The organism is Variovorax sp. OV700, from assembly GCF_900099805.1.
Taxonomy (GTDB): domain Bacteria; phylum Pseudomonadota; class Gammaproteobacteria; order Burkholderiales; family Burkholderiaceae_C; genus Variovorax.
Genome location: NZ_FNDR01000018.1, coordinates 83,092 through 106,290 on the forward strand (window position 1 = coordinate 83,092; position 23,199 = coordinate 106,290).

Annotated in this window: 22 protein-coding genes; 19 read left to right on the plus strand and 3 right to left on the minus strand. The window is 65.1% G+C overall.

Translation table 11 applies throughout. The annotated features are described in order from the left end of the window. Nucleotides 1-7: 7 nt before the first annotated feature. The 3 genes from ugpE to ugpB all read right to left on the minus strand — a co-directional run bounded on the left by ugpE (nucleotide 8) and on the right by ugpB (nucleotide 3,189). Complete coding sequence (ugpE, locus tag BLR24_RS28555; protein WP_093023770.1) at nucleotides 8-859, minus strand: sn-glycerol-3-phosphate ABC transporter permease UgpE; 852 nt, start codon at nucleotides 857-859, stop codon at nucleotides 8-10. Nucleotides 860-898: 39 nt separating this feature from the next. After that, nucleotides 899-1,780, minus strand: a complete 882-nt coding sequence (gene ugpA / locus BLR24_RS28560) for a sn-glycerol-3-phosphate ABC transporter permease UgpA (RefSeq protein ID WP_093023772.1) — start codon at nucleotides 1,778-1,780, stop codon at nucleotides 899-901. A 98-nt stretch (nucleotides 1,781-1,878) separates the two neighbouring features. Continuing rightward, a complete protein-coding gene (gene ugpB, locus BLR24_RS28565) occupies nucleotides 1,879-3,189 on the minus strand; it encodes a sn-glycerol-3-phosphate ABC transporter substrate-binding protein UgpB (protein ID WP_093023774.1) in 1,311 nt (436 codons plus the stop codon). A 225-nt stretch (nucleotides 3,190-3,414) separates the two neighbouring features. On the opposite strand from ugpB, the gene serA reads away from it, so the two are divergent. The 19 genes from serA (at nucleotide 3,415) to BLR24_RS28665 (ending at nucleotide 23,084) form a co-directional block, all read left to right on the plus strand. After that, nucleotides 3,415-4,647, plus strand: a complete 1,233-nt coding sequence (serA, locus tag BLR24_RS28570) for a phosphoglycerate dehydrogenase (RefSeq protein WP_093023819.1) — start codon at nucleotides 3,415-3,417, stop codon at nucleotides 4,645-4,647. Nucleotides 4,648-4,765: 118 nt separating this feature from the next. Beyond that, nucleotides 4,766-8,644 carry a DUF3683 domain-containing protein gene (locus tag BLR24_RS28575; protein WP_093023776.1) on the plus strand — a complete coding sequence of 1,293 codons (3,879 nt, stop codon included), beginning with the start codon at nucleotides 4,766-4,768 and terminating at the stop codon, nucleotides 8,642-8,644. Nucleotides 8,645-8,646: 2 nt separating this feature from the next. After that, nucleotides 8,647-9,105, plus strand: a complete 459-nt coding sequence (locus BLR24_RS28580) for an HIT family protein (RefSeq protein WP_093023821.1) — start codon at nucleotides 8,647-8,649, stop codon at nucleotides 9,103-9,105. Continuing rightward, nucleotides 9,105-9,518, plus strand: a complete 414-nt coding sequence (locus tag BLR24_RS28585) for a gamma-butyrobetaine hydroxylase family protein (RefSeq protein ID WP_093023778.1) — start codon at nucleotides 9,105-9,107, stop codon at nucleotides 9,516-9,518. Before BLR24_RS28580 ends, BLR24_RS28585 begins: the two co-directional genes overlap by 1 nt. Nucleotides 9,519-9,674: 156 nt before the next feature. Continuing rightward, nucleotides 9,675-10,406, plus strand: a complete 732-nt coding sequence (ubiE, locus tag BLR24_RS28590) for a bifunctional demethylmenaquinone methyltransferase/2-methoxy-6-polyprenyl-1,4-benzoquinol methylase UbiE (RefSeq protein WP_093023780.1) — start codon at nucleotides 9,675-9,677, stop codon at nucleotides 10,404-10,406. 34 nt (nucleotides 10,407-10,440) lie between these two features. Further along, the gene (locus tag BLR24_RS28595) at nucleotides 10,441-11,466 is read left to right on the plus strand and encodes a Tim44 domain-containing protein (RefSeq protein ID WP_093023782.1); all 1,026 of its coding nucleotides are present in this window, start codon (nucleotides 10,441-10,443) and stop codon (nucleotides 11,464-11,466) included. Nucleotides 11,467-11,514: 48 nt separating this feature from the next. Further along, the gene (locus BLR24_RS28600; RefSeq protein WP_093023784.1) at nucleotides 11,515-12,087 is read left to right on the plus strand and encodes a ubiquinone biosynthesis accessory factor UbiJ; all 573 of its coding nucleotides are present in this window, start codon (nucleotides 11,515-11,517) and stop codon (nucleotides 12,085-12,087) included. Beyond that, nucleotides 12,084-13,649 carry a ubiquinone biosynthesis regulatory protein kinase UbiB gene (ubiB, locus tag BLR24_RS28605; RefSeq protein ID WP_093023786.1) on the plus strand — a complete coding sequence of 522 codons (1,566 nt, stop codon included), beginning with the start codon at nucleotides 12,084-12,086 and terminating at the stop codon, nucleotides 13,647-13,649. Before BLR24_RS28600 ends, ubiB begins: the two co-directional genes overlap by 4 nt. 12 nt (nucleotides 13,650-13,661) lie before the next feature. Next, nucleotides 13,662-15,110 (plus strand): high affinity choline transporter 1, encoded by a 1,449-nt coding sequence (locus BLR24_RS28610; RefSeq protein ID WP_093023788.1) that lies wholly within the window; start codon nucleotides 13,662-13,664, stop codon nucleotides 15,108-15,110. Between the two features lie 113 nt (nucleotides 15,111-15,223). Then, nucleotides 15,224-15,574, plus strand: a complete 351-nt coding sequence (locus BLR24_RS28615) for an FmdB family zinc ribbon protein (protein ID WP_093023790.1) — start codon at nucleotides 15,224-15,226, stop codon at nucleotides 15,572-15,574. An 11-nt stretch (nucleotides 15,575-15,585) separates the two neighbouring features. Next, nucleotides 15,586-16,206 carry a DUF502 domain-containing protein gene (locus tag BLR24_RS28620; RefSeq protein ID WP_093023792.1) on the plus strand — a complete coding sequence of 207 codons (621 nt, stop codon included), beginning with the start codon at nucleotides 15,586-15,588 and terminating at the stop codon, nucleotides 16,204-16,206. Between the two features lie 33 nt (nucleotides 16,207-16,239). Then, complete coding sequence (aspS, locus tag BLR24_RS28625) at nucleotides 16,240-18,045, plus strand: aspartate--tRNA ligase (protein WP_093023794.1); 1,806 nt, start codon at nucleotides 16,240-16,242, stop codon at nucleotides 18,043-18,045. Nucleotides 18,046-18,052: 7 nt separating this feature from the next. Continuing rightward, on the plus strand, nucleotides 18,053-18,526 hold the full coding sequence (gene nudB / locus BLR24_RS28630) for a dihydroneopterin triphosphate diphosphatase (RefSeq protein ID WP_093023796.1): 474 nt from the start codon (nucleotides 18,053-18,055) through the stop codon (nucleotides 18,524-18,526). Beyond that, nucleotides 18,523-19,275, plus strand: coding sequence for an endonuclease/exonuclease/phosphatase family protein (locus BLR24_RS28635; protein ID WP_093023798.1), 753 nt, complete (start codon nucleotides 18,523-18,525; stop codon nucleotides 19,273-19,275). Before nudB ends, BLR24_RS28635 begins: the two co-directional genes overlap by 4 nt. Nucleotides 19,276-19,357: 82 nt before the next feature. Further along, complete coding sequence (gene folE, locus BLR24_RS28640) at nucleotides 19,358-20,089, plus strand: GTP cyclohydrolase I (RefSeq protein ID WP_093023800.1); 732 nt, start codon at nucleotides 19,358-19,360, stop codon at nucleotides 20,087-20,089. Between the two features lie 2 nt (nucleotides 20,090-20,091). After that, nucleotides 20,092-20,514, plus strand: a complete 423-nt coding sequence (locus tag BLR24_RS28645) for a BLUF domain-containing protein (protein ID WP_093023802.1) — start codon at nucleotides 20,092-20,094, stop codon at nucleotides 20,512-20,514. A 191-nt stretch (nucleotides 20,515-20,705) separates the two neighbouring features. Next, nucleotides 20,706-21,587: a DMT family transporter gene (locus BLR24_RS28655; RefSeq protein ID WP_093023805.1), complete on the plus strand. Its 882-nt coding sequence runs from the start codon at nucleotides 20,706-20,708 to the stop codon at nucleotides 21,585-21,587. Nucleotides 21,588-21,598: 11 nt separating this feature from the next. Then, entirely contained in the window at nucleotides 21,599-22,432 is an 834-nt protein-coding gene (locus BLR24_RS28660) for a DUF429 domain-containing protein (RefSeq protein ID WP_093023823.1), read from the plus strand. A gap of 133 nt (nucleotides 22,433-22,565) precedes the next feature. Further along, nucleotides 22,566-23,084 carry a BON domain-containing protein gene (locus BLR24_RS28665; protein ID WP_093023807.1) on the plus strand — a complete coding sequence of 173 codons (519 nt, stop codon included), beginning with the start codon at nucleotides 22,566-22,568 and terminating at the stop codon, nucleotides 23,082-23,084. The last annotated feature ends 115 nt before the right edge of the window (nucleotides 23,085-23,199 follow it).

Sequence of the window (23,199 nt, forward strand, 5' to 3'; positions counted from 1 at the left end):
ATTCTCGTTATTTCTCTGTATCAACCAGGCCCTTGACGAACCACTTTTGCATCAGCACCACCACCAGCGCGGGCGGCAGCATGGCGAGGATGGCGGTGGCCATCACGACGTTCCATTCGTTCTGGCTGTCACCGCCGGCAATCATTCGCTTGATGCCGACCACCACGGGGTACATGTCTTCGCCAGTGGTTGCGAGCAGCGGCCAGAGGTACTGGTTCCAGCCGTAGATGAACTGGATGACGAACAGTGCCGCAATCGAGGTCTTCGACAACGGCAGCAGCACGTCGAAGAAGAAGCGCATGGGGCTTGCCCCGTCCATGCGCGAGGCTTCGGTGAGCTCGTCGGGTACCGTGAGGAAGAACTGGCGGAACAGGAAGGTGGCCGTGGCCGACGCGATCAGCGGCACCGTGAGGCCCGCGTAGGTGTTCAGCATGTTCAGGTCGGACAGCACCTTGTAGGTGGGCAGGATGCGCACCTCCACCGGCAGCATCAGCGTCACGAAAATGGCCCAGAAGCAAATTTTCTTGAACGGGAACCGGAAGTAGACGATGGCGAAGGCCGACAGCAGCGAGATGGAAATCTTGCCGATCGAAATCACCAGTGCCGTCACCAGGCTCACCCACATCATGTGGGCCACGGGGGCGTTGGAGCCGGCGCTGGTTTCGCGCCCGAAGAGGGCGCCCTTGTAGCTGTCCAGCATGTTGGTGCCGGGCAAAAGCGGCATCGGCGCCTGCACGATTTCCTGTGCCGTGTGCGTGGAGGCCACGAACGCCAGGTAGAGCGGAAAGGCGACGATGAATACGCCGAGGATCATCACCACATGGGCCAGGATGCCCTGGGTGCCGCGTTTCTCAACCATGGAACGCCCCCTCGGAATTCTTGTTTTTTTTCTGCTTCATCAGTATTGAACCTTCTTTTCCACGTAGCGGAACTGGATGACAGTGAGCGCCACCACGATCGCCATCAGCACCACCGACTGCGCCGCCGAGCCGCCCAGATCCATGGCCTTGAAGCCGTCGTAGTAGACCTTGTAGACCAGGATGGCCGTGTCCTTGCCGGGGCCGCCTTGGGTGGCCGCGTCGACGATCGCGAAGGTGTCGAAGAAGGCGTAGACCACGTTGATCACCAGCAGGAAGAACGTGGTGGGCGAGAGCAGCGGAAACTGCACGGTCCAGAAGCGGCGCCACGGACGCGCGCCGTCGATGGCCGCGGCTTCGATGAGCGACTTGGGAATCGACTGCAGGCCGGCCAGGAAGAACAGGAAGTTGTAGGAGATCTGCTTCCACACCGAGGCCATCACGATCAGCGTCATGGCGTGGCCGGAGTCGAGCAGGTGGTTCCAGTCGATGCCGATCTTTCCGAGCGCATAGGCCACCACGCCCAGCGATGGGGAGAACATGAAGACCCAGAGCACGGCCGCCACGGCGGGCGCCACGGCGTAGGGCAGGATCAGCATGGTCTTGTAGAAGGTGCCGCCGCGCGTGATGCGGTCGGCAAACACCGCAAGCCCCAGCGACAGCGTGATGCCGATGCTCGCCACCAGCACCGAGAACAGCGCGGTGGTCTTGAACGACTCCACGTAGCTCGGATCGCTGAATATTTGCCGGAAGTTGTCGAGGCCGACGAATTCGACCGATGTGCCGAACGCGTCCTGCTGCTGCAGCGACTGCAGCAGTGCCTGCCCCGCCGGCCAGAAGAAAAACACGAGGATCACCGCCATTTGCGGCGTCAGCAGCAGCCAGGGCAGCCAGCCCGAGCGAAAGAAAACGCGTTTTTCCATGAACCCTCTACATAAAAAACCCGCCCGGCCCGCTCTTCTGCACGAGCGAACGGGGGGCGGGCGATATTAGCCGGACACGCGGGCCCGGTCGCCAATCGTTAGCTTTTGTTCGCCTTCTGGAAGCGTTCCAGCTGCTCGTTGCCGCGGGTCACGATGGAGTCGAGGGCTTCCTTGGCGGTCTTCTTGCCGCTCCAGACTTGTTCGAGCTCTTCGTCCTCGATGGCGCGGATCTGCACGTAATTGCCAAGGCGGATGCCGCGGCTCTTGTCGGTGACCTTGCGCACCATCTGCGTCACGGCCACGTCGGTGCCGGGGTTCTGCTTGTAGAAGCCCGAGTCTTCGGTGAGCTTGTAGGACGCCATGGTCACGGGCAGGTAGCCCGTACGCTTGTGGCTGGCCGACTGCACTTCAGGCGTCGAGATGAAGCTGAAGAACTTGGCCACGCCCTTGTACTCGGCCGGCTTCTTGCCCGACATGACCCACAGGCTGGCGCCGCCGATCACGGTGTTCTGCGGCACGCCGGGCACGTCCGGGTAGTAGGGCAGGGGAGAGACCGCGTAGGCAAACTTGGCGTTCTTGGCTACGTTGCCATAGAAGCCGGAGGACGTATTGATCATGGCGCACTCGCCCGACACGAACGAGGCTTCCGGAACGTTGCCGCGGCCCTTGTAGATGAACAGGCCCTGCTTGGCCATGTTGGCCAGGTTCTCGATGTGGCGCACGTGCAGCGGCGAATTGACCTTCATGCGCGCATCGAGCCCGGCGAGGCCGTTGCTCTTGGTCGCGAATTCGACGTTGTGCCAGGCGGAGAAGCTCTCCAGCTGCGTCCAGCCTTGCCAGGCCGTGGTGAACGGACACTTGTGGCCGCTTGCCTTCAGCTTGGCCGCGGCAGCCGTCACCTCGGGCCAGGTCGCGGGCAGCTTGGTGGTGTCGATGCCTGCGGCCTTGAAGGCGTCCTTGTTGATGTAGAACACCGTTGTCGAGCTGTTCAAGGGGAAGCTCAGCATCTGGCCGTTCGGCGCGGTGTAGTAGCCGGCCACGGCGGGAATGTAGGCGGCCGGATCGAACTTCTCGCCCGCGTCCTTCATGACCTGGCCGACGGGCACGATGGCGCCCTTGCTGGCCATCATGGTGGCGGTGCCGACCTCGAAGACCTGCAGGATGTGCGGTGCGTTGCCGGAGCGGAAGGCCGCAATGGAGGCTGTCATCGATTCGTCATACGTGCCCTTGTAGGTCGGCACGACCTTGTATTCCTTCTGGCTCTCGTTGAACTGCTTGGCCAGGTCGTTGACCCACTCGTTGTTGACGGCGGTCATGGAATGCCACCACTGGATCTCGGTCTGGGCCTGTGCCACATTGAACAGCGTGGCGGCCAACGCCGATGCCAGCGCGAGCGTCTTGAATCGCATGAAGACTCCTGATGGGAAATGAAAGCGCGGATGCTAGGCCATGTGGATGACACAGCCGCGTCACATTGGCGCACGGACCGTTGTCATCTTCCAATCGGGAAAACCCCTTTGGCGCAAGGCTTCCGGCAGAGCGCGAGCCTTCATGTTGCGTCGCAGCATGCTAGCATCGCATTCGCCTTTTTCGGCCTAGCCTGTTGCCGCGGCCGGGGCTTCCGCGAGTACGTCATGAGCAGCAAAACCTCCCTCGAAAAAAGCCGGATCAAGTTCCTTTTGCTTGAGGGCATCCACCCTTCGGCCGTGGAGGTGCTGCGCGGTGCGGGCTACACCAACATCGAGTCGCTGCCGGGTGCGCTGCCCGATGCGGAGCTCAAGGCCAAGATCGCCGACGTCCACTTCCTGGGCATCCGTTCGCGTACGCAATTGACGGCCGAGGTCTTCGCGGCCGCCCACAAGCTGGTGGCGGCAGGGTGCTTCTGCATCGGCACCAACCAGGTCGACCTGGAAGCCGCGCGCGAGCATGGCGTGGCGGTGTTCAACGCCCCGTATTCCAACACCCGCTCGGTGGCCGAGCTGGTGCTGGCCGAAGCCATCCTGCTGCTGCGCGGCGTGCCCGAAAAGAGCGCGGTGGCGCACCGCGGCGGCTGGCTCAAGTCGGCCGAGAACGCATTCGAGATCCGCGGCAAGACGCTGGGCATCGTGGGCTACGGCTCCATCGGCGCCCAGTTGTCGGTGCTGGCCGAGGCGCTGGGCATGAACGTGGCCTTCTACGACGTGGTGACCAAGCTGCCGCTGGGCAATGCGCGCCAAGTGCGCGAACTGCACCAGTTGCTGGCCCAGAGTGATATCGTGACCCTGCACGTGCCGGAGACGCAGGCCACGCAATGGATGATCGGCGCGGCGGAAATCGCCGCCATGAAGCCGGGCTCGATCCTGATCAATGCCTCGCGCGGCTCGGTCGTCGAAATCGAGCCGCTGGCCGAGGCGCTGAAGCAGAACAAGCTGCTGGGCGCCGCGATAGACGTCTTCCCGGTCGAGCCGCGCACCAACAAGGATGAGTTCCAGTCGCCGCTGCGCGGCCTCGACAACGTGATCCTCACGCCCCACATCGGCGGCTCGACGATGGAGGCGCAGGCCAACATCGGTCTCGAGGTGGCGGAAAAACTGGTGAAGTACAGCGACAACGGAACCTCGACCTCGTCGGTCAACTTTCCAGAGGTGGCGCTGCCTGCGCACCCTGGCAAGCACCGGCTGCTGCACATCCACCGCAACGTGCCGGGCGTGCTGTCGGAGATCAACAAGATCTTCTCGGACAACAACATCAACATTTCTTCGCAGTTCCTGCAGACCAACGAGAAGATCGGCTACGTGGTGACGGACATCGACGCGGCGTATTCCGACCTGGCCCTGGAAAAGCTGGCCAAGGTGAACGGGACGATCCGCAGCCGCGTGTTGTTCTGAGGTTCCCGGGGGCTACTTATAGGGGAACGGAAGCGCCCCCGGGCAAACCCCCGGGCGCTGCCCTAAAATCTCCACCCCCGGCTATGGGCGCGCAGCGCCCGGCCGAGGTGCCACCCCGATGAATGCTCCGACCGCGTTGACCACGCTGTTGTCGCAGGCCGCAGAGCCTGTACGACTGCGCGAGATCCCCTATAACTACACCAGCTTTTCCGACCGAGAGATCGTGATCCGCCTGTTGGGCGAGCGCGGCTGGGAACTGCTCCAGACCCTGCGCGCCGAGCGCCGTACCGGCCGATCGGCCCGCATGCTCTACGAGGTGCTCGGCGACATCTGGGTGGTCCAGCGCAACCCCTACCTGGTCGACGACCTGCTAGACAACCCTCGCCGCCGCGGGCAACTGGTAGATGCGCTCAGGCACCGCCTCGCTGAGGTGCAGAAGCGCCGCACCCCCGACAGCGACCTGCCACGCGACCAGCTCGTGGGCGAACTCACGGGCCTCGTCGGCCAGGCCGTCGCGGCCTTCGACACCGCCTTTCGCGATGTGGCGGCCCTTCGCCGCAAGGCCACGCGCGTACTGGGCCGCCTCACGGCCAAGGACAACATCAAGTTCGACGGCCTCTCGCGCGTGTCGCACGTGACCGACGCCACCGACTGGCGCGTGGAATATCCCTTCGTGGTGCTGTGCCCCGACACCGAGGCCGAGATGGCCCTGCTGGTCAAGGGCTGCATCGAACTGGGGCTCACCATCATTCCGCGCGGCGGCGGCACCGGCTACACCGGCGGCGCCATTCCGCTTACGTGGAAGAGCGTGGTCATCAACACCGAGAAACTCGAGGCCATGACCGAGGTCGAGATGGTCTCGCTGCCCGGCCTCGATGCGCCCGTGGCCACTGTCTGGACCGAGGCGGGCGTGGTCACGCAGCGCGTGGCCGATGCCGCCGAGCGCGCGGGCTATGTGTTCGCGGTCGACCCGACCTCCGCCGAGGCCTCGTGCGTCGGCGGCAACGTGGCGATGAACGCGGGCGGAAAGAAGGCCGTGCTCTGGGGCACGGCGCTCGACAACCTGGCGTCGTGGCGCATGGTGACGCCGCAGGCCGAATGGCTCGAAGTCACGCGCATCGGTCATAACCTCGGCAAGATCCACGACGTCGAGAGCGCCGTGTTCGAGCTGCAGTACTACGCCGCCGACGGCAAGACCAAGCTGCGCACCGAGCGACTCGACATTCCGGGCCGCACCTTCCGCAAGGAAGGCCTCGGCAAGGACGTGACCGACAAGTTCCTTTCCGGCCTGCCGGGCATCCAGAAAGAAGGCTGCGACGGCCTCATCACCAGCTGCCGCTGGGTGGTGCACCGCATGCCGGCGCACACGCGCACCGTGTGCCTCGAATTCTTCGGCAACGCGAAGGATGCGGTGCCCAGCATCGTCGAGATCAAGGACTTCATGTTCGCCGAGCAGAAGCGCTCCGGCGTACTGCTGGCCGGCCTGGAGCATCTGGACGACCGCTACCTGAAGGCAGTCGGCTACGCCACCAAGTCGAAGAAGCACGGCGGCTTGCCGAAGATGGTGCTGTTCGGCGACATCGCGGGCGACGACGCCGATGCCGTGGCGCGGGTCACGTCGGAAGTGGTGCGCATCGCCAATTCGCGCAGCGGCGAAGGCTTCATCGCCATCAGCCCTGAGGCGCGCAAGAAATTCTGGCTCGACCGAAAGCGCACGGCCGCCATCAGCAAGCACACCAACGCCTTCAAAATCAACGAAGACGTGGTGATTCCGCTGCCGCGCATGGCCGAGTACAGCGACGGCATCGAGCGCATCAACATCGAGCTCTCGCTCAAGAACAAGCTGGAGCTCACCGACGCCCTCGAAGCCTTTTTGCTGCGCGGGAACCTGCCGCTCGGCAAGAGCGACGACGCGCACGAGATTCCGGCGGCCGAGCTGCTCGAGGACCGCGTGGCGCAGGCCGTGGCGCTGGTGCAGAGCGTGCGTGCGCTCTGGGCCGAATGGCTGCGCGATGCCGACAGGCTGTTTCCGCAGCTGCAGGACCACACCCTGCGCGCCAGCTGGAAGACCCAGTTGCGCCAGCCGCTGCAGGAGATCTTCAGCGGCGCCGAATTCGCGCCCATCGTTGCCGAATGCGTAGCCATCCACAAGCAGGTGCTCAAGGGCCGCGTGTGGGTGGCGCTGCACATGCATGCCGGCGACGGCAACGTGCACACCAACATTCCCGTCAACAGCGACAACTACGACATGCTGCAGACCGCGCATGCCGCGGTGGTGCGCATCATGGCGCTGGCGCGCAGCCTCGACGGCGTGATTTCGGGCGAGCACGGCATCGGCATCACCAAGCTCGAATTCCTGAGCGACGAAGAGCTGAAGCCCTTCATGGATTACAAGCAGCGCGTCGATCCCGAAGGCCGCTTCAACAAGGGCAAGCTGGTGCGCCCCCCCGCCGGCGAAAACGTCGAGCTGCATGCCGATTTGACCAACGCCTACACGCCGAGCTTCGGCCTCATGGGTCACGAGTCGCTGATCATGCAGCAGAGCGACATCGGCGCCATTGCCGACAGCGTGAAAGACTGCCTGCGCTGCGGAAAGTGCAAGCCGGTTTGCGCCACTCACGTGCCGCGCGCCAATCTGCTGTACAGCCCGCGCAACAAGATCCTGGCAACCTCGCTGCTGGTCGAAGCCTTCCTGTATGAAGAGCAGACCCGGCGCGGCATCAGCATCAAGCATTGGGAAGAGTTCGAGGACGTGGCCGATCACTGCACCGTGTGCCACAAGTGCCTCACCCCGTGCCCGGTGAAGATCGACTTCGGCGACGTGTCGATGAACATGCGCAACCTGCTGCGCAAAATGGGGCAGAAGAGCTTCCGCCCCGGCAACGCGGCGGCGATGTTCTTCCTCAACGCGACCAATCCGCAGACCATCAAGGCGGTGCGCGCGGGCATGGTGGGTATCGGCTTCAAGGCGCAGCGCCTGGCGAACGACCTGCTGCGCGGGCTTGCCCGCAAGCAGACCGCCGCACCGCCGGCCACGCTCGGCCCGGCACCGCTCAAGGAGCAGGTGATCCACTTCATCAACAAGAAGATGCCGGGCAACCTGCCGAAGCAGACGGCACGCGCGCTGCTCGACATCGAGGATGCCGACTACGTGCCGATCATCCGCGACCCGAAGGCCACCACGTCGGAGACCGAGGCGGTGTTCTACTTTCCGGGCTGCGGGTCGGAGCGGCTGTTCTCGCAGGTGGGCCTCGCCACGCAGGCCATGCTCTGGCATGCCGGCGTGCAAACGGTGCTGCCGCCAGGATATCTGTGCTGCGGCTATCCGCAGCGCGGCAGCGGCCAGTTCGACAAGGCCGAGAAGATGATCACCGACAACCGCGTGCTCTTCCACCGCGTGGCCAACACGCTCAACTACCTGGACATCAAGACCGTGGTGGTGAGCTGCGGAACCTGCTACGACCAGCTGCAGGGCTACCAGTTCGACAAGATCTTTCCTGGCTGCCGCATCATCGACATTCACGAGTACCTGCTCGAAAAAGGCATCACGCTTGCCGATGCGGGCGGTGGCGGCTATCTGTACCACGACCCCTGCCACAGCCCGATGAAGCTGCAGGACCCGATGAAGACCGTCAAGGCGCTGGTCGGCGACAACGTGCTCAAGAACGACCGCTGCTGCGGCGAATCGGGCACCCTGGGCGTGTCGCGGCCCGACATCTCGACGCAGATCCGCTTCCGCAAGGAAGAAGAGCTGAAAAAGGGCGAGGCAGCCTTGCGCGCGAACGGCCAAGTCGGCGAAATGGACAACGTCAAGATCCTGACCAGCTGCCCGAGCTGCCTGCAAGGCCTCTCGCGCTACGGCAACGACCTGAACAACGGCCTGCTCGAAGCCGACTACATCGTGGTCGAGATGGCCAACAAGATTCTCGGCAAGAACTGGATGCCCGAGTACGTGGCTGCCGCCAACCAGGGCGGGATCGAGCGGGTGCTGGTATGACCATGGCCTCCACGATCGGCGGCGGCCCGGTTCCCGGCTGTCCATTCTGCGAAGGCCCCGGTGGCCGGATCGTGTTCGAAGGCGCGAAGCTTCGCGTCATCCATGCCGAAGAGGCGGGCTTCCCGGCCTTCTACCGCGTGATATGGCGCGAGCATGCGGCGGAGTTTTCGGATCTCGATACCGCCGACCGCGTGCTGTGCATGGAGGCGGTGGCGATAGTCGAGCAGTGCCTGCGCGAGCATCTGTCGCCGGCCAAGATCAACCTCGCGGCGCTTGGCAACATGGTGCCGCACTTGCATTGGCACGTGATTGCGCGCTTTGCAGGCGACACCCATTTTCCCGGCTCGGTCTGGGCTCCGGTGCAGCGCGAGGCGAGTGCTGCCCAACTGGCTTCCGTGTCCGCGCGCCTGCCGGAATTGGAGCGTGCGATGATGGCCCGACTGGGCACAAGGAGCTTCTGATGGCAGGTTTGCAAGCCGGCGCACCGACGCCGCAATCGATCACCGTGCATGGCCAGTCGCGCGTGCTCGAGGTCGGGTTTTCCGACGGTGCCACTTTCCGCATTCCGTTCGAGCTCATGCGCATCTACTCGCCGTCCGCGGAAGTGCAGGGCCATGGTCCCGGGCAGGAAATCCTGCAGACCGGCAAGCGAGACGTCGAACTGGTCGACCTGAAGCCGGTGGGCAACTACGCAGTGCAGCCGGTCTTCAGCGATGGCCACGACACCGGCATCTTCTCGTGGGACCTGCTGTACGAACTCGGTGCCAAACAGGTCGAGCGCTGGGCCGAGTACGAACGCCGGCTCGCCGCGGCGGGCGTCGACCGCGATGCGCCGATGATCGACAAGGGTGGTGCCGCCTGCGGCAGCCACTGACCCGGCGCGAACGCGCCCGCTCCTGAAAACATAGCCTCGCACGCAGGCGCGGCGCGTCCTGCGGCGGCCGGCTATTTGAAGAAAAAGCAACAAAAGCCCGCCGTCTTCGGAGGGTCGCGTTCTTGAGGTGTGTGCTTCCGCCCTAATATCAGCCTCATGAGCACCACCCACTTCGGCTTCGAAAAAGTCGACGAAAGCGAGAAAGCGCAACGTGTCCGCGGCGTCTTCGATTCCGTCGCCACGCGTTACGACCTCATGAACGACCTGATGTCGATGGGGCTGCACCGCGCCTGGAAGGCCTACACCGTGATGGTGGCCAACGTGGGCGAAGGCTCGCGCGTGCTCGACATCGCGGGCGGCACCGGCGACCTCGCGCTGGCCTTCTCCAAGAAGGTCGGCGCCAGCGGCCAGGTGGTGCACACAGACATCAACGAAGCCATGCTGCGCACCGGCCGCGACCGCCTGCTCGATGCCGGCGTGGCGCTGCCCACGCTGGTCTGCGACGCGGAGAAGCTGCCGTTCCCGAGCGACCATTTCGACGTGGTGACCGTGGCATTCGGCCTTCGCAACATGACGCACAAGAACATGGCGCTGAAGGAGATGAACCGCGTGCTCAAGCCGCGCGGCAAGCTCCTGGTGCTCGAGTTCTCGAAGGTCGCCAAGCCGCTCGCCAAGGCCTACGACTGGTATTCGTTCAACGTCCTGCCGCGCCTGGGCAAGCTGGTGGCGGGCGACGATGCGAGCTATCGCTACCTGGCCGAATCCATCCGGATGCATCCCGCGCAGGACGAACTCAAGACCCTCATGAAAGAGGGCGGTTTCGGGCATGTGGACTATCACAACATGACGGGTGGCGTGGTTGCCCTTCATGTTGGAATCAAGTGTTGATGACGCGAATTCTTCGCTCAAAAGAGGAGACGACATGAAAAGTTTGAGTTCTTTGTTCCTGGCCTGCGTGCTGGCCCTGGTCAGCGTGCAAGCCGATGCAGCACGCATCGGCGGCGGCAAGTCGGTCGGCCGCCAGTCGTCCAACGTGACGCAGCGCGAATCCGCATCGCCCACCGCGCCCACGCAGCAAAGCGCAACCAACGCAGCGCCGAAGCCCGCCACGCCGGCACCCGCCGCCGCGGCTCCGAAGCGTCCATGGGGCGCCATGCTCGGCGGCCTCGCCGCCGGCTTGGGTCTGGCCTGGCTCGCGAGTTCGCTGGGCCTTGGGGCCGGGTTTGCCAACATCCTGTTGATCGGGCTGCTCGTGATGGCCGCGTTGTTCGTCTGGCGCATGTTCAAGGCGCGTTCGGCAGCCTCGTCGGGTGCCAACCGCCCGGGCGGCTTCGCATTCGAAGGCGCGGGTAACCCGGCGAATGCCAGCTCCCCCGCGCAGTACAGCCCGAACAATGTCGGCAATGATGCGTCCGCCCGGCCCTGGGAGCGCAACACGAGCGCTTTCGACGCCACGCCCGCACACACCGACGAGCGGCATGGCAGCAGCCTTTCCGCGGCAGGTGCGGCGGCCGGCGGCAGCATGATCGGCTCGGCGCTGTCGGGTTCGCAGTCGTGGGGCATTCCGGTCGGCTTCGACGTGGACGGCTTCCTCAGCGCCGCCAAGCGCAACTTCGTGACCCTGCAGGACGCATGGGACCGCGCCGACGTCACGACCCTGCGCTCGATGATGACCGACGGCATGGTCGACGAGATCCGCACCCAGCTGGCCGATCGCGCCAGCCACACCGGCGGCGCCTCGAACAAGACCGAAGTCGTGATGCTCGACGCCAAGCTGCTGGGCATCGAGGAACTGGCCGACGTCTACATGGCGAGCGTGGAGTTCTCCGGCATGATCCGCGAAGACGCTTCCGCCGGCCCGGGCCCGTTCCGCGAAGTCTGGAACATGACCAAGCCCACCAGCGGCACCAGCGGCTGGCTGGTGGCGGGCGTGCAAGCGCTGCAGTAAGCGCATTCGGGCGGCCGGGAGGCCGTCTGCAGAACCGATAATGGGGACATGGCCACACCATCGTCCCCATTTTCTTTTCTCGACGACCTGTTCAACCGCATCGGCGAGCGCCTGCAGCCGCCCGCCTGGGCGGTGCACGAGATCCAGCATCGCGCGGTGCTGTTTCTGAACCATGTGCTGCAGCAGGAGCCCGAGGCCCAGCAGCGGCTGCTCCGCCAGCAGGGGCGGGTGGTGCGATTCCAGTGGCGCTTCGTGACGATGGAGCTGGTGGCCACGCCCGCCGGCCTTCTCGATCTGGCGCCTGCCGGATCGGTGCCCGAGCTCACGCTCACCGTCACCGACGAATCCCCCTTCGAGCTGGCCCGTGCCACGCTGCGCGGCGGCAAGCCTTCGGTGCAGATCATCGGCGACGTGCAACTCGCGGCCGAGGTCAACTGGCTGGTCGACCACGTGCGCTGGGATGTCGAGGACGACCTCGCCCGCGTGGTCGGCGACGTGCCGGCACACACCATTGCCAATGGCGCGCGCCGGGTCGTGGGCGCACTGCGCCAGTTCGTCGGCGATCGCAAGCCCCAGCAGGCCGGCGGTTCGTCGGCTGGCTCGGCGAGCACGCCCGAATGAGGCGCTTCTACCGCGGGCTTTTCATCGTCTTGGTCGCGCTGCGCTACGGCCTGGACGAACTCGTGCTCACGAGCTTCCAGAAACCCTGGCTGCGCGTGGTGGCGCGCGTCGTCTCCATCGGCCGCAACCTCGATGCGCCCCGCGGTCAGCGGCTGCGTGAGGCGCTCGAAAGGCTGGGCCCGATCTTCGTCAAGTTCGGCCAGGTGCTGTCCACCCGGCGCGACCTGCTGCCGCCCGACATTGCCGACGAGCTCGCGTTCCTGCAGGACCGCGTGCCGCCGTTCCCCTCGTCCGTGGCCATTGCCACCATCGAGCGCGCCTTCCGCCGTCCCGTGGGTGACGTGTTCGTGCAGTTCGACGAGACGCCGATCGCCAGCGCGTCGATCGCTCAGGTGCACTTTGCGACCATTCGCACCAACGAGGGCGAGGTGCGCGAGGTCGCGGTCAAGGTGCTGCGCCCCAACATGCGCGGCGTGATCGAGAAAGACCTGGCGCTCATGGCCATGATGGCCGGCTGGGTCGAGAAGCTCTCGCCCGACGGCAAGCGCCTGAAGCCGCGCGAGGTGGTGGGCGAGTTCGACAAGTACCTGCACGACGAGCTCGACCTGGTGCGCGAAGCGGCCAACGCTGCCCAGCTGCGCCGCAACATGGTCGAACTCGACCTGGTGCTGATCCCGGAGATGTTCTGGGACTTCTGCCATCCCGAGGTGATCGTGATGGAACGCATGAATGGCGTGCCCATTGCCCAGCTCGACCGCTTGCGTGCGGCTGGCGTCGACATTCCCAAGCTGGCGCGTGACGGTGTCACGATCTTCTTCACGCAGGTGTTTCGCGACGGCTTCTTTCACGCCGACATGCACCCGGGCAACATCCAGGTGAGCCTCGAGCCCGAGACCTTCGGGCGCTACATTTCGCTCGACTTCGGGATCATCGGCACGCTGACCGAGTCCGACAAGGAATACCTCGCGCAGAACTTCGTGGCCTTTTTCCGGCGCGACTACAAGCGCGTGGCCGAGCTTCACCTTGAAAGCGGCTGGGTGCCCGAAGGCACCCGCATCGACGAGCTGGAAGCGGCGATACGCACCGTTTGCGAACCGTACTTCGATCGGCCGCTGCGGGAAATCTCGCTCGGCATGGTGCTGATGCGTCTGTTCCAGACCTCGCGCCGCTTCCACGTCGAGATCCAGCCGCAGCTGGTGTTGTTGCAGAAAACCCTGCTCAATATCGAGGGGTTGGGCCGCCAGCTCGACCCCGAGCTCGACCTCTGGCATACCGCAAAGCCGTTTCTCGAGAAGTGGATGGTCGACCAGATCGGGCCCAGGAAGCTGTTCGAGCAGCTCAAGGCCGAGGCGCCGCGCTATGCAAAATTGCTGCCGCAATTGCCGCGCCTGCTGCACGATTTCCTAGAAAATCGGCCCGCCGACCACCGCCGCGAGCTGCTGGAGCTGCTGGCCGCGCAGAAGCGCACCAACCGGTTGCTGCAGGCCATTCTCTATGGTGGCATGGGATTTGTATTGGGGTTGCTCGCCATGCAAGTGCTGGTGCGCGTGAAGTTGTTCTAGAGGAGAGTCCCCGTGCTGTTGACGCTGGTTGTCGTTTATCTGCTGGTCACCATCGCGATCGGCCTCTACGCCGCCAAGCGGGTGAAGAACACCACCGACTTCGCGATCGCCGGGCGGCATCTGCCGCTCTACATGATCGTGACCACCACCTTCGCGACCTGGTTCGGGTCCGAAACGGTGCTGGGCATCCCGGCCAAGTTCATCGAAGGCGGCCTGAACGGGGTGATCGAAGACCCCTTCGGCGCGGGCACCTGCCTGATCCTGGTGGGGCTGTTCTTCGCGGGCAAGCTCTACCGCATGACGCTTTTGACCATCAGCGACTACTACCGCGAGCGCTATGGCCGCGGCGTCGAGGTGGCCTGCTCGCTCATCATCATGCTGAGCTACCTGGGCTGGGTGTCGGCGCAGGTCACGGCACTGGGGCTGGTGTTCAACGTGCTCTCTGCCGGTGCCATCAGCATTCCGATGGGCATGGTGATCGGCGTCGTCTCGATCCTGGCCTACACCCTGTTCGGCGGCATGTGGTCGGTGGCGGTGACCGACTTCATCCAGATGATCATCCTCGTCTCGGGGCTGGCCATCATTGCCGTGTTCGCCGGCAACATGGCCGGCGGTGCCGACAAGGTGGTGGCCTTCGCGGTCAGCAAGGATCTCTTCAAGTTCTGGCCCGAGCCCAACTGGCACGACATGGTGTTTTTCTTTGCCGCGGCCATCACGATGATGCTGGGCTCCATTCCGCAGCAGGATGTGTTCCAGCGCGTCATGTCGGCCAACAGCGCCAAGGCCGCCACGCGCGGCCCTGTCATCGGCGGGGTCGCGTACATCCTGTTCGCCTCCGTCCCCATGTTCCTGGTGGCGAGTGCGCTCCTGATCATGCCGGAGCAGACCGCCGCGCTGCTGAAGGAAGATCCGCAGAAGGTGCTGCCCACGCTGGTGCTGGAGAAGATGCCCTTTGTAATGCAGGTGCTGTTCTTCGGCGCGTTGCTGTCGGCCATCAAGTCAACCGCCTCGGCCACCTTGCTGGCGCCGAGCGTCACGTTCACCGAGAACATCTGGCGCCAGTTCCGGCCCGCGGGAACCGACCGCCAGAATCTCATGACCATGCGCATCACCGTCCTGGTCTTCAGCGCGGCCGTGCTGGCCTACGCCATCCGCATGCAGGGCACGCCCATCTACGAACTGGTGTCGGGCGCCTACCAGGTGCCGCTGGTCGGCGCTTTTGTGCCGCTGGTGTGCGGGCTGTACTGGCGCCGCGCCACCACGCAGGGCGCCGTCGCCTCGATCGTGTTCGGCATCGGTGTCTGGCTGCTGTTCCTGTCGATGCCCTGGGGCACGGCATTTCCGGCCCAACTGGCCGGGGTGCTCGCCTCGTTCACCGGCATGGTGGCCGGATCGCTTGCGCCGCAGTGGGTGGCCAATACCCGCACGCCACACCGGCTGCTGGCCACTGAACCGGCCTGAAGACGCGTCTGTTGGCGGGGCGGCCCTTATAATCGAGGGCTTTGCGAGCGGCCTTTCCCAGGCCCTAGTCAGGCCTTTGCGCCGAGTTCGCGCTGCTTTTCCACTCAATTCCAATGCCCATTTACGCCTACAAGTGCAGCGCCTGCGGCTTTGCCAAGGACGCCCTGCAAAAAATGTCCGATGCGCCGCTCACGGTGTGCCCGACGTGCGGCGCGAGTGCGTTCGAGAAGCAAGTCACCGCTGCAGGCTTCCAGCTCAAGGGTTCTGGCTGGTATGTAACCGATTTTCGCGATGGCGGCGGCAAGAAGGCTGAGCCCGCAACGGCCCCGGCAGCGGCCAATGGCGACTCCGCCGCCGCGCCAGCCCCAGCCGCCAAGACCGCGGAAGCTTCGAGCCCTGCGCCTGCCCCCGCGCCGAGTCCTGCTCCGGCGCCAGCCCCTGCAGCAGCCGCCAAGGGCGCCTGAGAACACACACCATGCTCGCCCTGCGCAAATGGCTGTTTTCCGGCTTGCTGGTGATCGTTCCGCTGTTCATCACCCTGGCGGTGCTGAAGTGGATCATCGACACGCTGGACCAGACGCTCTGGGTGCTGCCGTCGGTCTGGCAGAAATGGCTGTACGACAACAACGTGCGCGGGCTCGGCGTGCTGCTCACGCTGGGCATCCTGCTGGGCGTGGGCGCCACCGCGAGCAATTTCGTGGGCAAGCGCCTGCTCGGCTGGGGCGACGCGGTGGTGCGGCGCATCCCCGTCGTCCGCTCGATCTATTCGAGCGTCAAGCAGGTCTCTGACACGCTCTTTTCCGAGAACGGCAATGCCTTCCGGACGGCCGTGCTGGTGCAGTGGCCGCGCGAGGGGGTCTGGACCATCGCCTTTGTTACCGGCACGCCCGGCGGTGACGTGGTCGAGCACCTGGGCGGCGGCGACTACCTCAGCGTCTACGTACCGACCACGCCCAATCCCACGGGCGGTTATTTCGTGATGCTCAAGCGCAGCGACTGCATCGAACTCAAGATGAGCGTGGACGAAGCGCTCAAGTACATCGTCTCGATGGGGGTGGTCGTTCCCGGCGGCCCTTCGTCCCTCGCGAACAAGTAGAAAACGCGCCTTCGCGGCGCTGGAATCCAAGATATGGCCATGCGTACTCACTATTGCGGTCTTGTGACCGAAGCCCTGATGGGCCAAACCGTTACCCTGTGCGGCTGGGTCAACCGCCGCCGCGACCATGGCGGCGTGATCTTCGTCGACGTGCGCGACCGCGAAGGCTACGTGCAGGTGGTGTGCGACCCCGATCGCGCCTCCACCTTCGCCGTGGCCGAGAACCTGCGCAACGAGTTCTGCGTGCAGATCACCGGCCTGGTGCGTTCGCGCCCCGAAGGCACCACCAACGACCAGCTCAAGAGCGGCAAGATCGAAGTGCTGTGCCACGAGCTCAAGGTGCTGAATCCGTCGGTCACGCCGCCGTTCCTGCTGGACGACGACAACCTCAGCGAAACCACCCGCCTCACACACCGTGTGCTCGACCTGCGCCGCCCGGCCATGCAGCGCAACATGATGCTGCGCTACAAGGTGACGATGGAGACGCGCAAGTTCCTCGACGCCAACGGCTTCATCGACATCGAGACACCGATGCTCGGCAAGTCGACGCCCGAAGGTGCGCGCGACTATCTGGTGCCCAGCCGCGTGCATGACGGCAGCTTCTTCGCGCTGCCGCAGTCGCCCCAGCTCTTCAAGCAGCTGCTGATGGTGGCCGGCTACGACCGCTACTACCAGATCGTGAAGTGCTTCCGCGACGAAGACCTGCGCGCCGACCGCCAGCCCGAGTTCACGCAGATCGACATCGAGACCTCGTTCCTCGCCGAAGAAGAAATCCGCGAGATGTTCGAGGGCATGATCCGCACCGTGTTCCGCAATGCCGCGAGCATCGACCTGCCGGTGTTCCCGACCATGAGCTATGCCGACGCGATGTTCAAGTACGGCTCCGACAAGCCCGACCTGCGCGTGAAGCTCGAATTCACCGAACTCACCGAGCTCATGAAGCGCGTCGAGTTCAAGGTGTTCTCGAACGCCGCCACCATGAAGGGCGGCCGTGTCGTCGCGCTGCGCGTGCCGGGCGGCGGTGCAGAGGGCGGCCTCTCTCGCGGCGAGATCGACGCCTACCAGGAGTTCGTCAAGATCTACGGTGCCAAGGGCCTGGCCTACATCAAGGTCAATGACGCGCAGGCCGGCCGCGAAGGCCTGCAGAGCCCGATCGTCAAGAACCTCGACGACGCGGCGCTGGCCGAGATCATTGCCCGCACGGGTGCCCGCAACGGCGACATCCTGTTCTTCGGTGCCGACAAGGAAAAGGTCGTCAACGACGCCATCGGCGCGCTGCGCGTGAAGATCGGCCACAGCGCCTTCGGCAAGAAGAGCGGCCTGTTCGACGACCGCTGGGCGCCGCTGTGGGTGGTGGACTTCCCGATGTTCGAGTTCGACGAGGAAGGCCAGCGCTGGTCGGCCGTGCACCATCCGTTCACCGCACCCAAGGACGGTCATGAAGACCTCATGGACACCGCGCCCGAGAAGTGCATTGCCAAGGCCTACGACATGGTGCTCAACGGTATCGAGATGGGCGGCGGCTCGGTGCGTATCCACCGTGAGGAAGTGCAGAGCAAGGTGTTCCGCGCGCTCAAGATCAACGCAGAGGACGCGCAGCTCAAGTTCGGCTTCCTGCTCGACGCGCTGCAATATGGCGCACCGCCGCACGGCGGCATCGCCATCGGCCTTGATCGCCTGGTCATGCTCATGACCGGCGCCGAGTCGATCCGCGACGTGATTGCCTTCCCCAAGACCCAGCGCGCGCAAGACCTGCTCACGCAGGCGCCAAGCCCGGTCGACGAAAAGCAGCTGCGCGAGCTGCACATCCGGCTGCGCAACGTCCAGCAGCCCGCCTGATGCGCCCATGACGACCATCGACCGGCCCTGGAAGATTCCGGAGTCGGTGCTGGTCGTCATTCACACCCCGGCGCTCGAGGTGCTGCTGATCCGGCGCGCCGATGCCCATGAGTTCTGGCAGTCGGTCACGGGCAGCAAGGACGTGCTCGACGAGCCGCTTGTGCTCACTGCGGCGCGCGAAGTGGCCGAAGAAACCGGTATCCAGTGCGGGGAGGGCAGCCCGCTGGCGGCCCGGCTGGTCGACTGGCAGCTGCGCAACGTCTACGAAATCTATCCCGGCTGGCGTGCTCGCTACGAGCCCGGCATCACGCACAACACCGAGCATCTCTTCGGACTCTGCGTGCCCGAGCGCGTGGTGCCCACGCTCCACCCCCGCGAGCACACGGCCTGGAAATGGCTGCCCTACCGCGAGGCCGCCGATGCGTGTTTTTCCCCATCGAATGCCGAAGCCATTCTGTTGCTGCCAGAATTTGCGCGATGAACCTGCCGGCACACACGCTTCGGGTCGCGACCTACAACATCCACAAGGGTGTGCAAGGCATCGGGCCTGCCCGGCGCCTCGAGATCCATAACCTGGGGCACGCGATCGAGCAGCTCGACGCCGACATCATCTGCCTGCAAGAGGTGCGCAAGATGAACCGGCAGGCTCAGGCGCGTTTTGCGCGCTGGCCCGAGATGCCGCAGGCCGATTTTCTGGCGCCCGAGGGCTACACCGCCGTCTACGAAACCAACGCCGTCACGCGCCACGGGGAACATGGCAACGCATTGCTCACCCGCTGGCCGGTGATCCGTACCGGACACCAGGACATATCGGACCACCGCTTCGAGCAGCGCGGGCTGCTGCACGTCGTCATCGAATTCGAGGAACGGCCGGTGCATGCGATCGTGGTGCATCTGGGGCTCATCAAGGGCAGCCGCGTGCGGCAGGTGGCGCGGCTGCGCGAGTTCATCGAGCGCGAAGTGCCGGCGGGCGAGGCGGTGGTCGTCGCGGGCGACTTCAATGACTGGGGCGCGCGCATGCGCCACGCCATGAACGCCATGGGCCTGCGCGACACCAGCGACCTGCGCGGCCCGCCGACGCTCACCTATCCTTCGCGCCTGCCCGTGGCACAGCTTGATTTCATCTACGCGCGGCAGCTCGAGCCGGCCGCATGCTCGGTGCCGCGGGGCCCGATCTGGGCTCGCATGTCCGACCACCTGCCGCTGGTGGCCGATTTCACACTGGGCTGAGGCCGATCCGGCGGGCTTTGCATCCGGTGCACCGCTTCTCCCGCCCCGGCAGCCCAAATGCGTTCGCTGCTACCATGCGCGGATGCTGAGGAAAACCGACGTGGAACCGCGCCCTGATGGCAACAATGACGACGAGGGCACACCCGTCTCGGTGAAGATCCGCGAGCGCCTGACGGCCGCGCGCAAGCGCTTCAACGCCAACGACAACATCGCCGAGTTCATCGCGCCGGGCGAGCTCGAGTCCTTGCTCGACGAGGTCGAGGTCAAGATGAAGGGCGTGCTCGAAAGCCTGGTGATCGATCTCGAGAACGACCACAACACCGGCAACACCGCGCGCCGGGTGGCCAAGATGTACCTCAACGAAGTGTTCAAGGGCCGCTACGTGGCGCCGCCTTCGCTCACCGAGTTTCCGAATGCCGAGCATCTGAACGAGCTGATGATCGTCGGCCCGATCACCGTGCGCAGCGCCTGCTCGCACCACTTCTGCCCGATCATCGGCAAGCTGTGGATCGGCATCATGCCGAACGAGCACACCAACGTCATCGGCCTGTCCAAGTACGCCCGCCTGGCCGAATGGGTCATGGGCCGTCCGCAGATCCAGGAAGAAGCCGTGGTGCAATTGGCCGACCTGATCCAGGAAAAGACGCAGCCCGACGGCTTGGCGCTGGTGATGGAAGCCGAGCATTTCTGCATGGCCTGGCGCGGCGTGAAGGAAATGGACAGCAAGATGATCAACTCCGTGATGCGCGGCGTGTTCCTCAAGGATCCGAGCTTGCGCCGCGAATTTCTTTCCCTCCTGCCGAGAAGGAGCTGAACATGCTCGTGAGACTTCTCTACGCCAGCCGCGCCGTGGACAATAGCCCCGAGGCGGTCGAAGCCATCCTTGCGCAATCGCGCGCGCACAACACGTCCTGCGGCATCACCGGCATTCTTTGTTATGGCGCCGGTACCTTCCTGCAGGCCATCGAAGGCGGCCGCACGGCCATCAGCGAGCTGTACGGCCACATCCAGCGCGACGCGCGCCACAAGGACGTGGTGCTGCTGCACTACGAAGAAATTTCCGAGCGCCGCTTCGGCGGCTGGACCATGGGGCAGGTCAATCTCTCCAAGCTCAATGCCTCGACCCTGCTCAAGTATTCGGAAAAGCCCGAGCTCAATCCGTACGCGGTGTCGGGCAAGGTCTCGCTGGCGCTGCTCGAAGAACTGATGGCCACCGCCGCCATCGTCGGTCGCCACTAGCACGTGCCCCCACGCTCGGCACTTCGTGTCCTCGCTGCCCCCCGAGGGGGCCGCTCGCGCCTTGGGGCGGCCCGGCGGCGCGGTCACGTGCCCCCACGCTCGGCACTTCGTGTCCTCGCTGCCCCCCCAGGGGGCCGCTCGCGCCTTGGGGCGGCCCAGCGGCGCTCGATCGCGCGTAGCTTGTAGTCGGGGTGCCGCTTTCCGCCTTTGCGCTGATCCTGCTCGCCGGGATCATCCACGCCAGCTGGAACATCGCCGCCAAGAAGGCGAACGGCGATGCGCGCTTCGCTTTCCAGAGCGGCGTGCTCATGGCCGTCGTGTGGGCGCCCGTGGGCATCGCACTGGGATGGAGCGTGGTGCCGGGATGGGGTTACACGGAGTGGGGATTCATCGTGCTGAGCGGCGTGCTGCACGTCTTCTACTACGTCATCCTGCTGCGCGGCTACCGCAAGTCCGACCTCACGGTGGTCTATCCGCTGGCGCGCGGCTCGGGCCCGCTGCTGTCGTCGCTGGTCGCGATCCTGTTCCTTGGCGAACGCATCAGCCTGACGGGCGTCGCGGGCATTGCCGGCGTGGTGCTCGGCGTCTTCCTGGTGGCGGGCGGACCGGGCCTGTGGCGAAAGAAGCACGACCCGGTCCAGCGCGAACGGGTGAAGAAAGGCATTCGCTACGGCGTGCTGACCGGGGCCTTCATCGCAGCCTACACGGTGGCCGACAGCTACGCGGTCAAATTCCTGGCGATGTCGCCGATCCTGCTCGACTACTTCGGCAACTTCGTGCGGGTGGGCCTGTTGCTGCCCGCGGCGCTGCACGACCGCGCCACGACCGCGCGCATGTGGCGCGCGCAATGGAAGTACGCGCTGCTGGTGGCCGCGATCAGTCCGGTCTCCTACGTGCTGGTGCTCTATGCGGTGCAGCAGGCGCCCATTTCGCACGTCGCGCCGGCACGCGAGGTTTCGATGCTCTTCGCAGCGCTGATCGGCGGCCATCTGCTGCGTGAGGGTGACCGCCTGCTGCGCCTGCTGGGCGCCGCATTCATCGCCGCCGGCGTGGTGGCGCTCGCACTGGGGTGAGGGCTGGCGCGATGCTGCTCATCGGTTGCGATTTTTCATGCGCACCCACGCCACGCAAACCGATCGTCGTGGCGATGGGCAGCCCGGGCAGCTCGGGTGATGCGGGCACCTTGGCGCTGACAGGCCTGCAGCGCTTCACGACCCTCGATGCCTGGGCCCGGTGGCTGCGCACCGAGCCTGAATGGATCGGCGGCTTCGATTTTCCGTTCGGCCTTCCGCGCGAGCTGGTCGAGCATCTGCGCTGGCCGCAAGAGTGGGGCCCGCTCATGGCCCACTACGCCAGCCTCCGCCGTGCCGACATCCGTGCCACCTTTGCCGCCTTCTGCGCGGCCCGGCCGGTCGGCGGCAAGTTCGCGCACCGGGCGACCGACGCGCCCGCCGGTTCGAGCCCGTCGATGAAATGGGTCAACCCGCCCGTCGCCTTCATGCTTCATGCGGGCGTGCCACCGCTGCTGGCCGCGGGCGCGAGCCTGCCGGGCCTGCACACTGGCGGCAACCGGAACCGCGTGGCGCTGGAGGCCTATCCGGGACTGCTGGCGCGCGAGCTGATCGGGCGCCGTAGCTACAAGAGCGACGAGCTGGCCAAGCAGACCCCTGAGCGACTGGCGGCACGAGGCGACTTGCTCGCCGCGCTCGAAGCAGGTGCTTCGCGGCTGGGCCTCCGGCTGCTGGTGAGCGGTGCGCAGCGCACCGAATTGCTGAACGACGCCCGCGGCGACCACATCGATGCGGTGCTTTGCCTGGTGCAGGCGGCCTGGAGTGCACAGCGCGCTTCCACACCCGGGCCGGGCTATGGCCTGCCGGAGCAATTCGATCCGCTCGAAGGCTGGATCGTCACGGCTTGACCTTTCCTGTCCTACAGGATTTCGGGCCGCCGGCTACCCCCTGGTTGGCCTGCACGAAAGCTAGAGTGGAGGCGGCCACTGCCGTGGCCATGCCTTTTTTCCCGCTCCCTCCGAGCGACCTGGAGGATTTCAAATGAACAAGACTCGACAAACCACCGCTGTGGCGTATCCGCGCACATGGCTTTACGTATTGCTGGCCGGCGCCGCACTGACGCTCGCCGCATGCGACAGGTCAGACAACCGCACGGCCGGCGAAAAGCTCGACAGTGCCATCTCGAAGACCGAGAAGGCTGCCGATACCGCTGCCGCCAAGACTGGAGAAGCCGTCCGGGACGCCAAGGCCAAGATCGACGCCTCCGGCGCCACCGCCGAGGTCAAGGAAGGAATGGCCAACCTGAAAGACGCTGCCAAGAGCGCGGGCACCGCCATGAGCAAAACGGTGGACGACGCCGCGATCACCTCATCGGTTTCCGCCGGCCTTGCGAAGGATCCGGACCTGAGCGCAACCAAGATCGACGTCGACACCAAGGGCGGCGTCGTGAGCCTCAAGGGGCCCGCCCCCAATGCCGCCGCCAAGGCGCGGGCCGAGGAGATTGCCAAGGGTGTGCAGGGAGTGACCTCGGTGAACAATCAGCTCGAGGTGAAGGGCTGACCGTTTCCTCCGCTTCTCGCTGACCCGTCCTGCCATAGGTTGACACCTATGAAGGACATATAACCGGCTTGATCCAGCCGGCCAGAGACGCCCGATGAACTTCATCGGGCGTTTT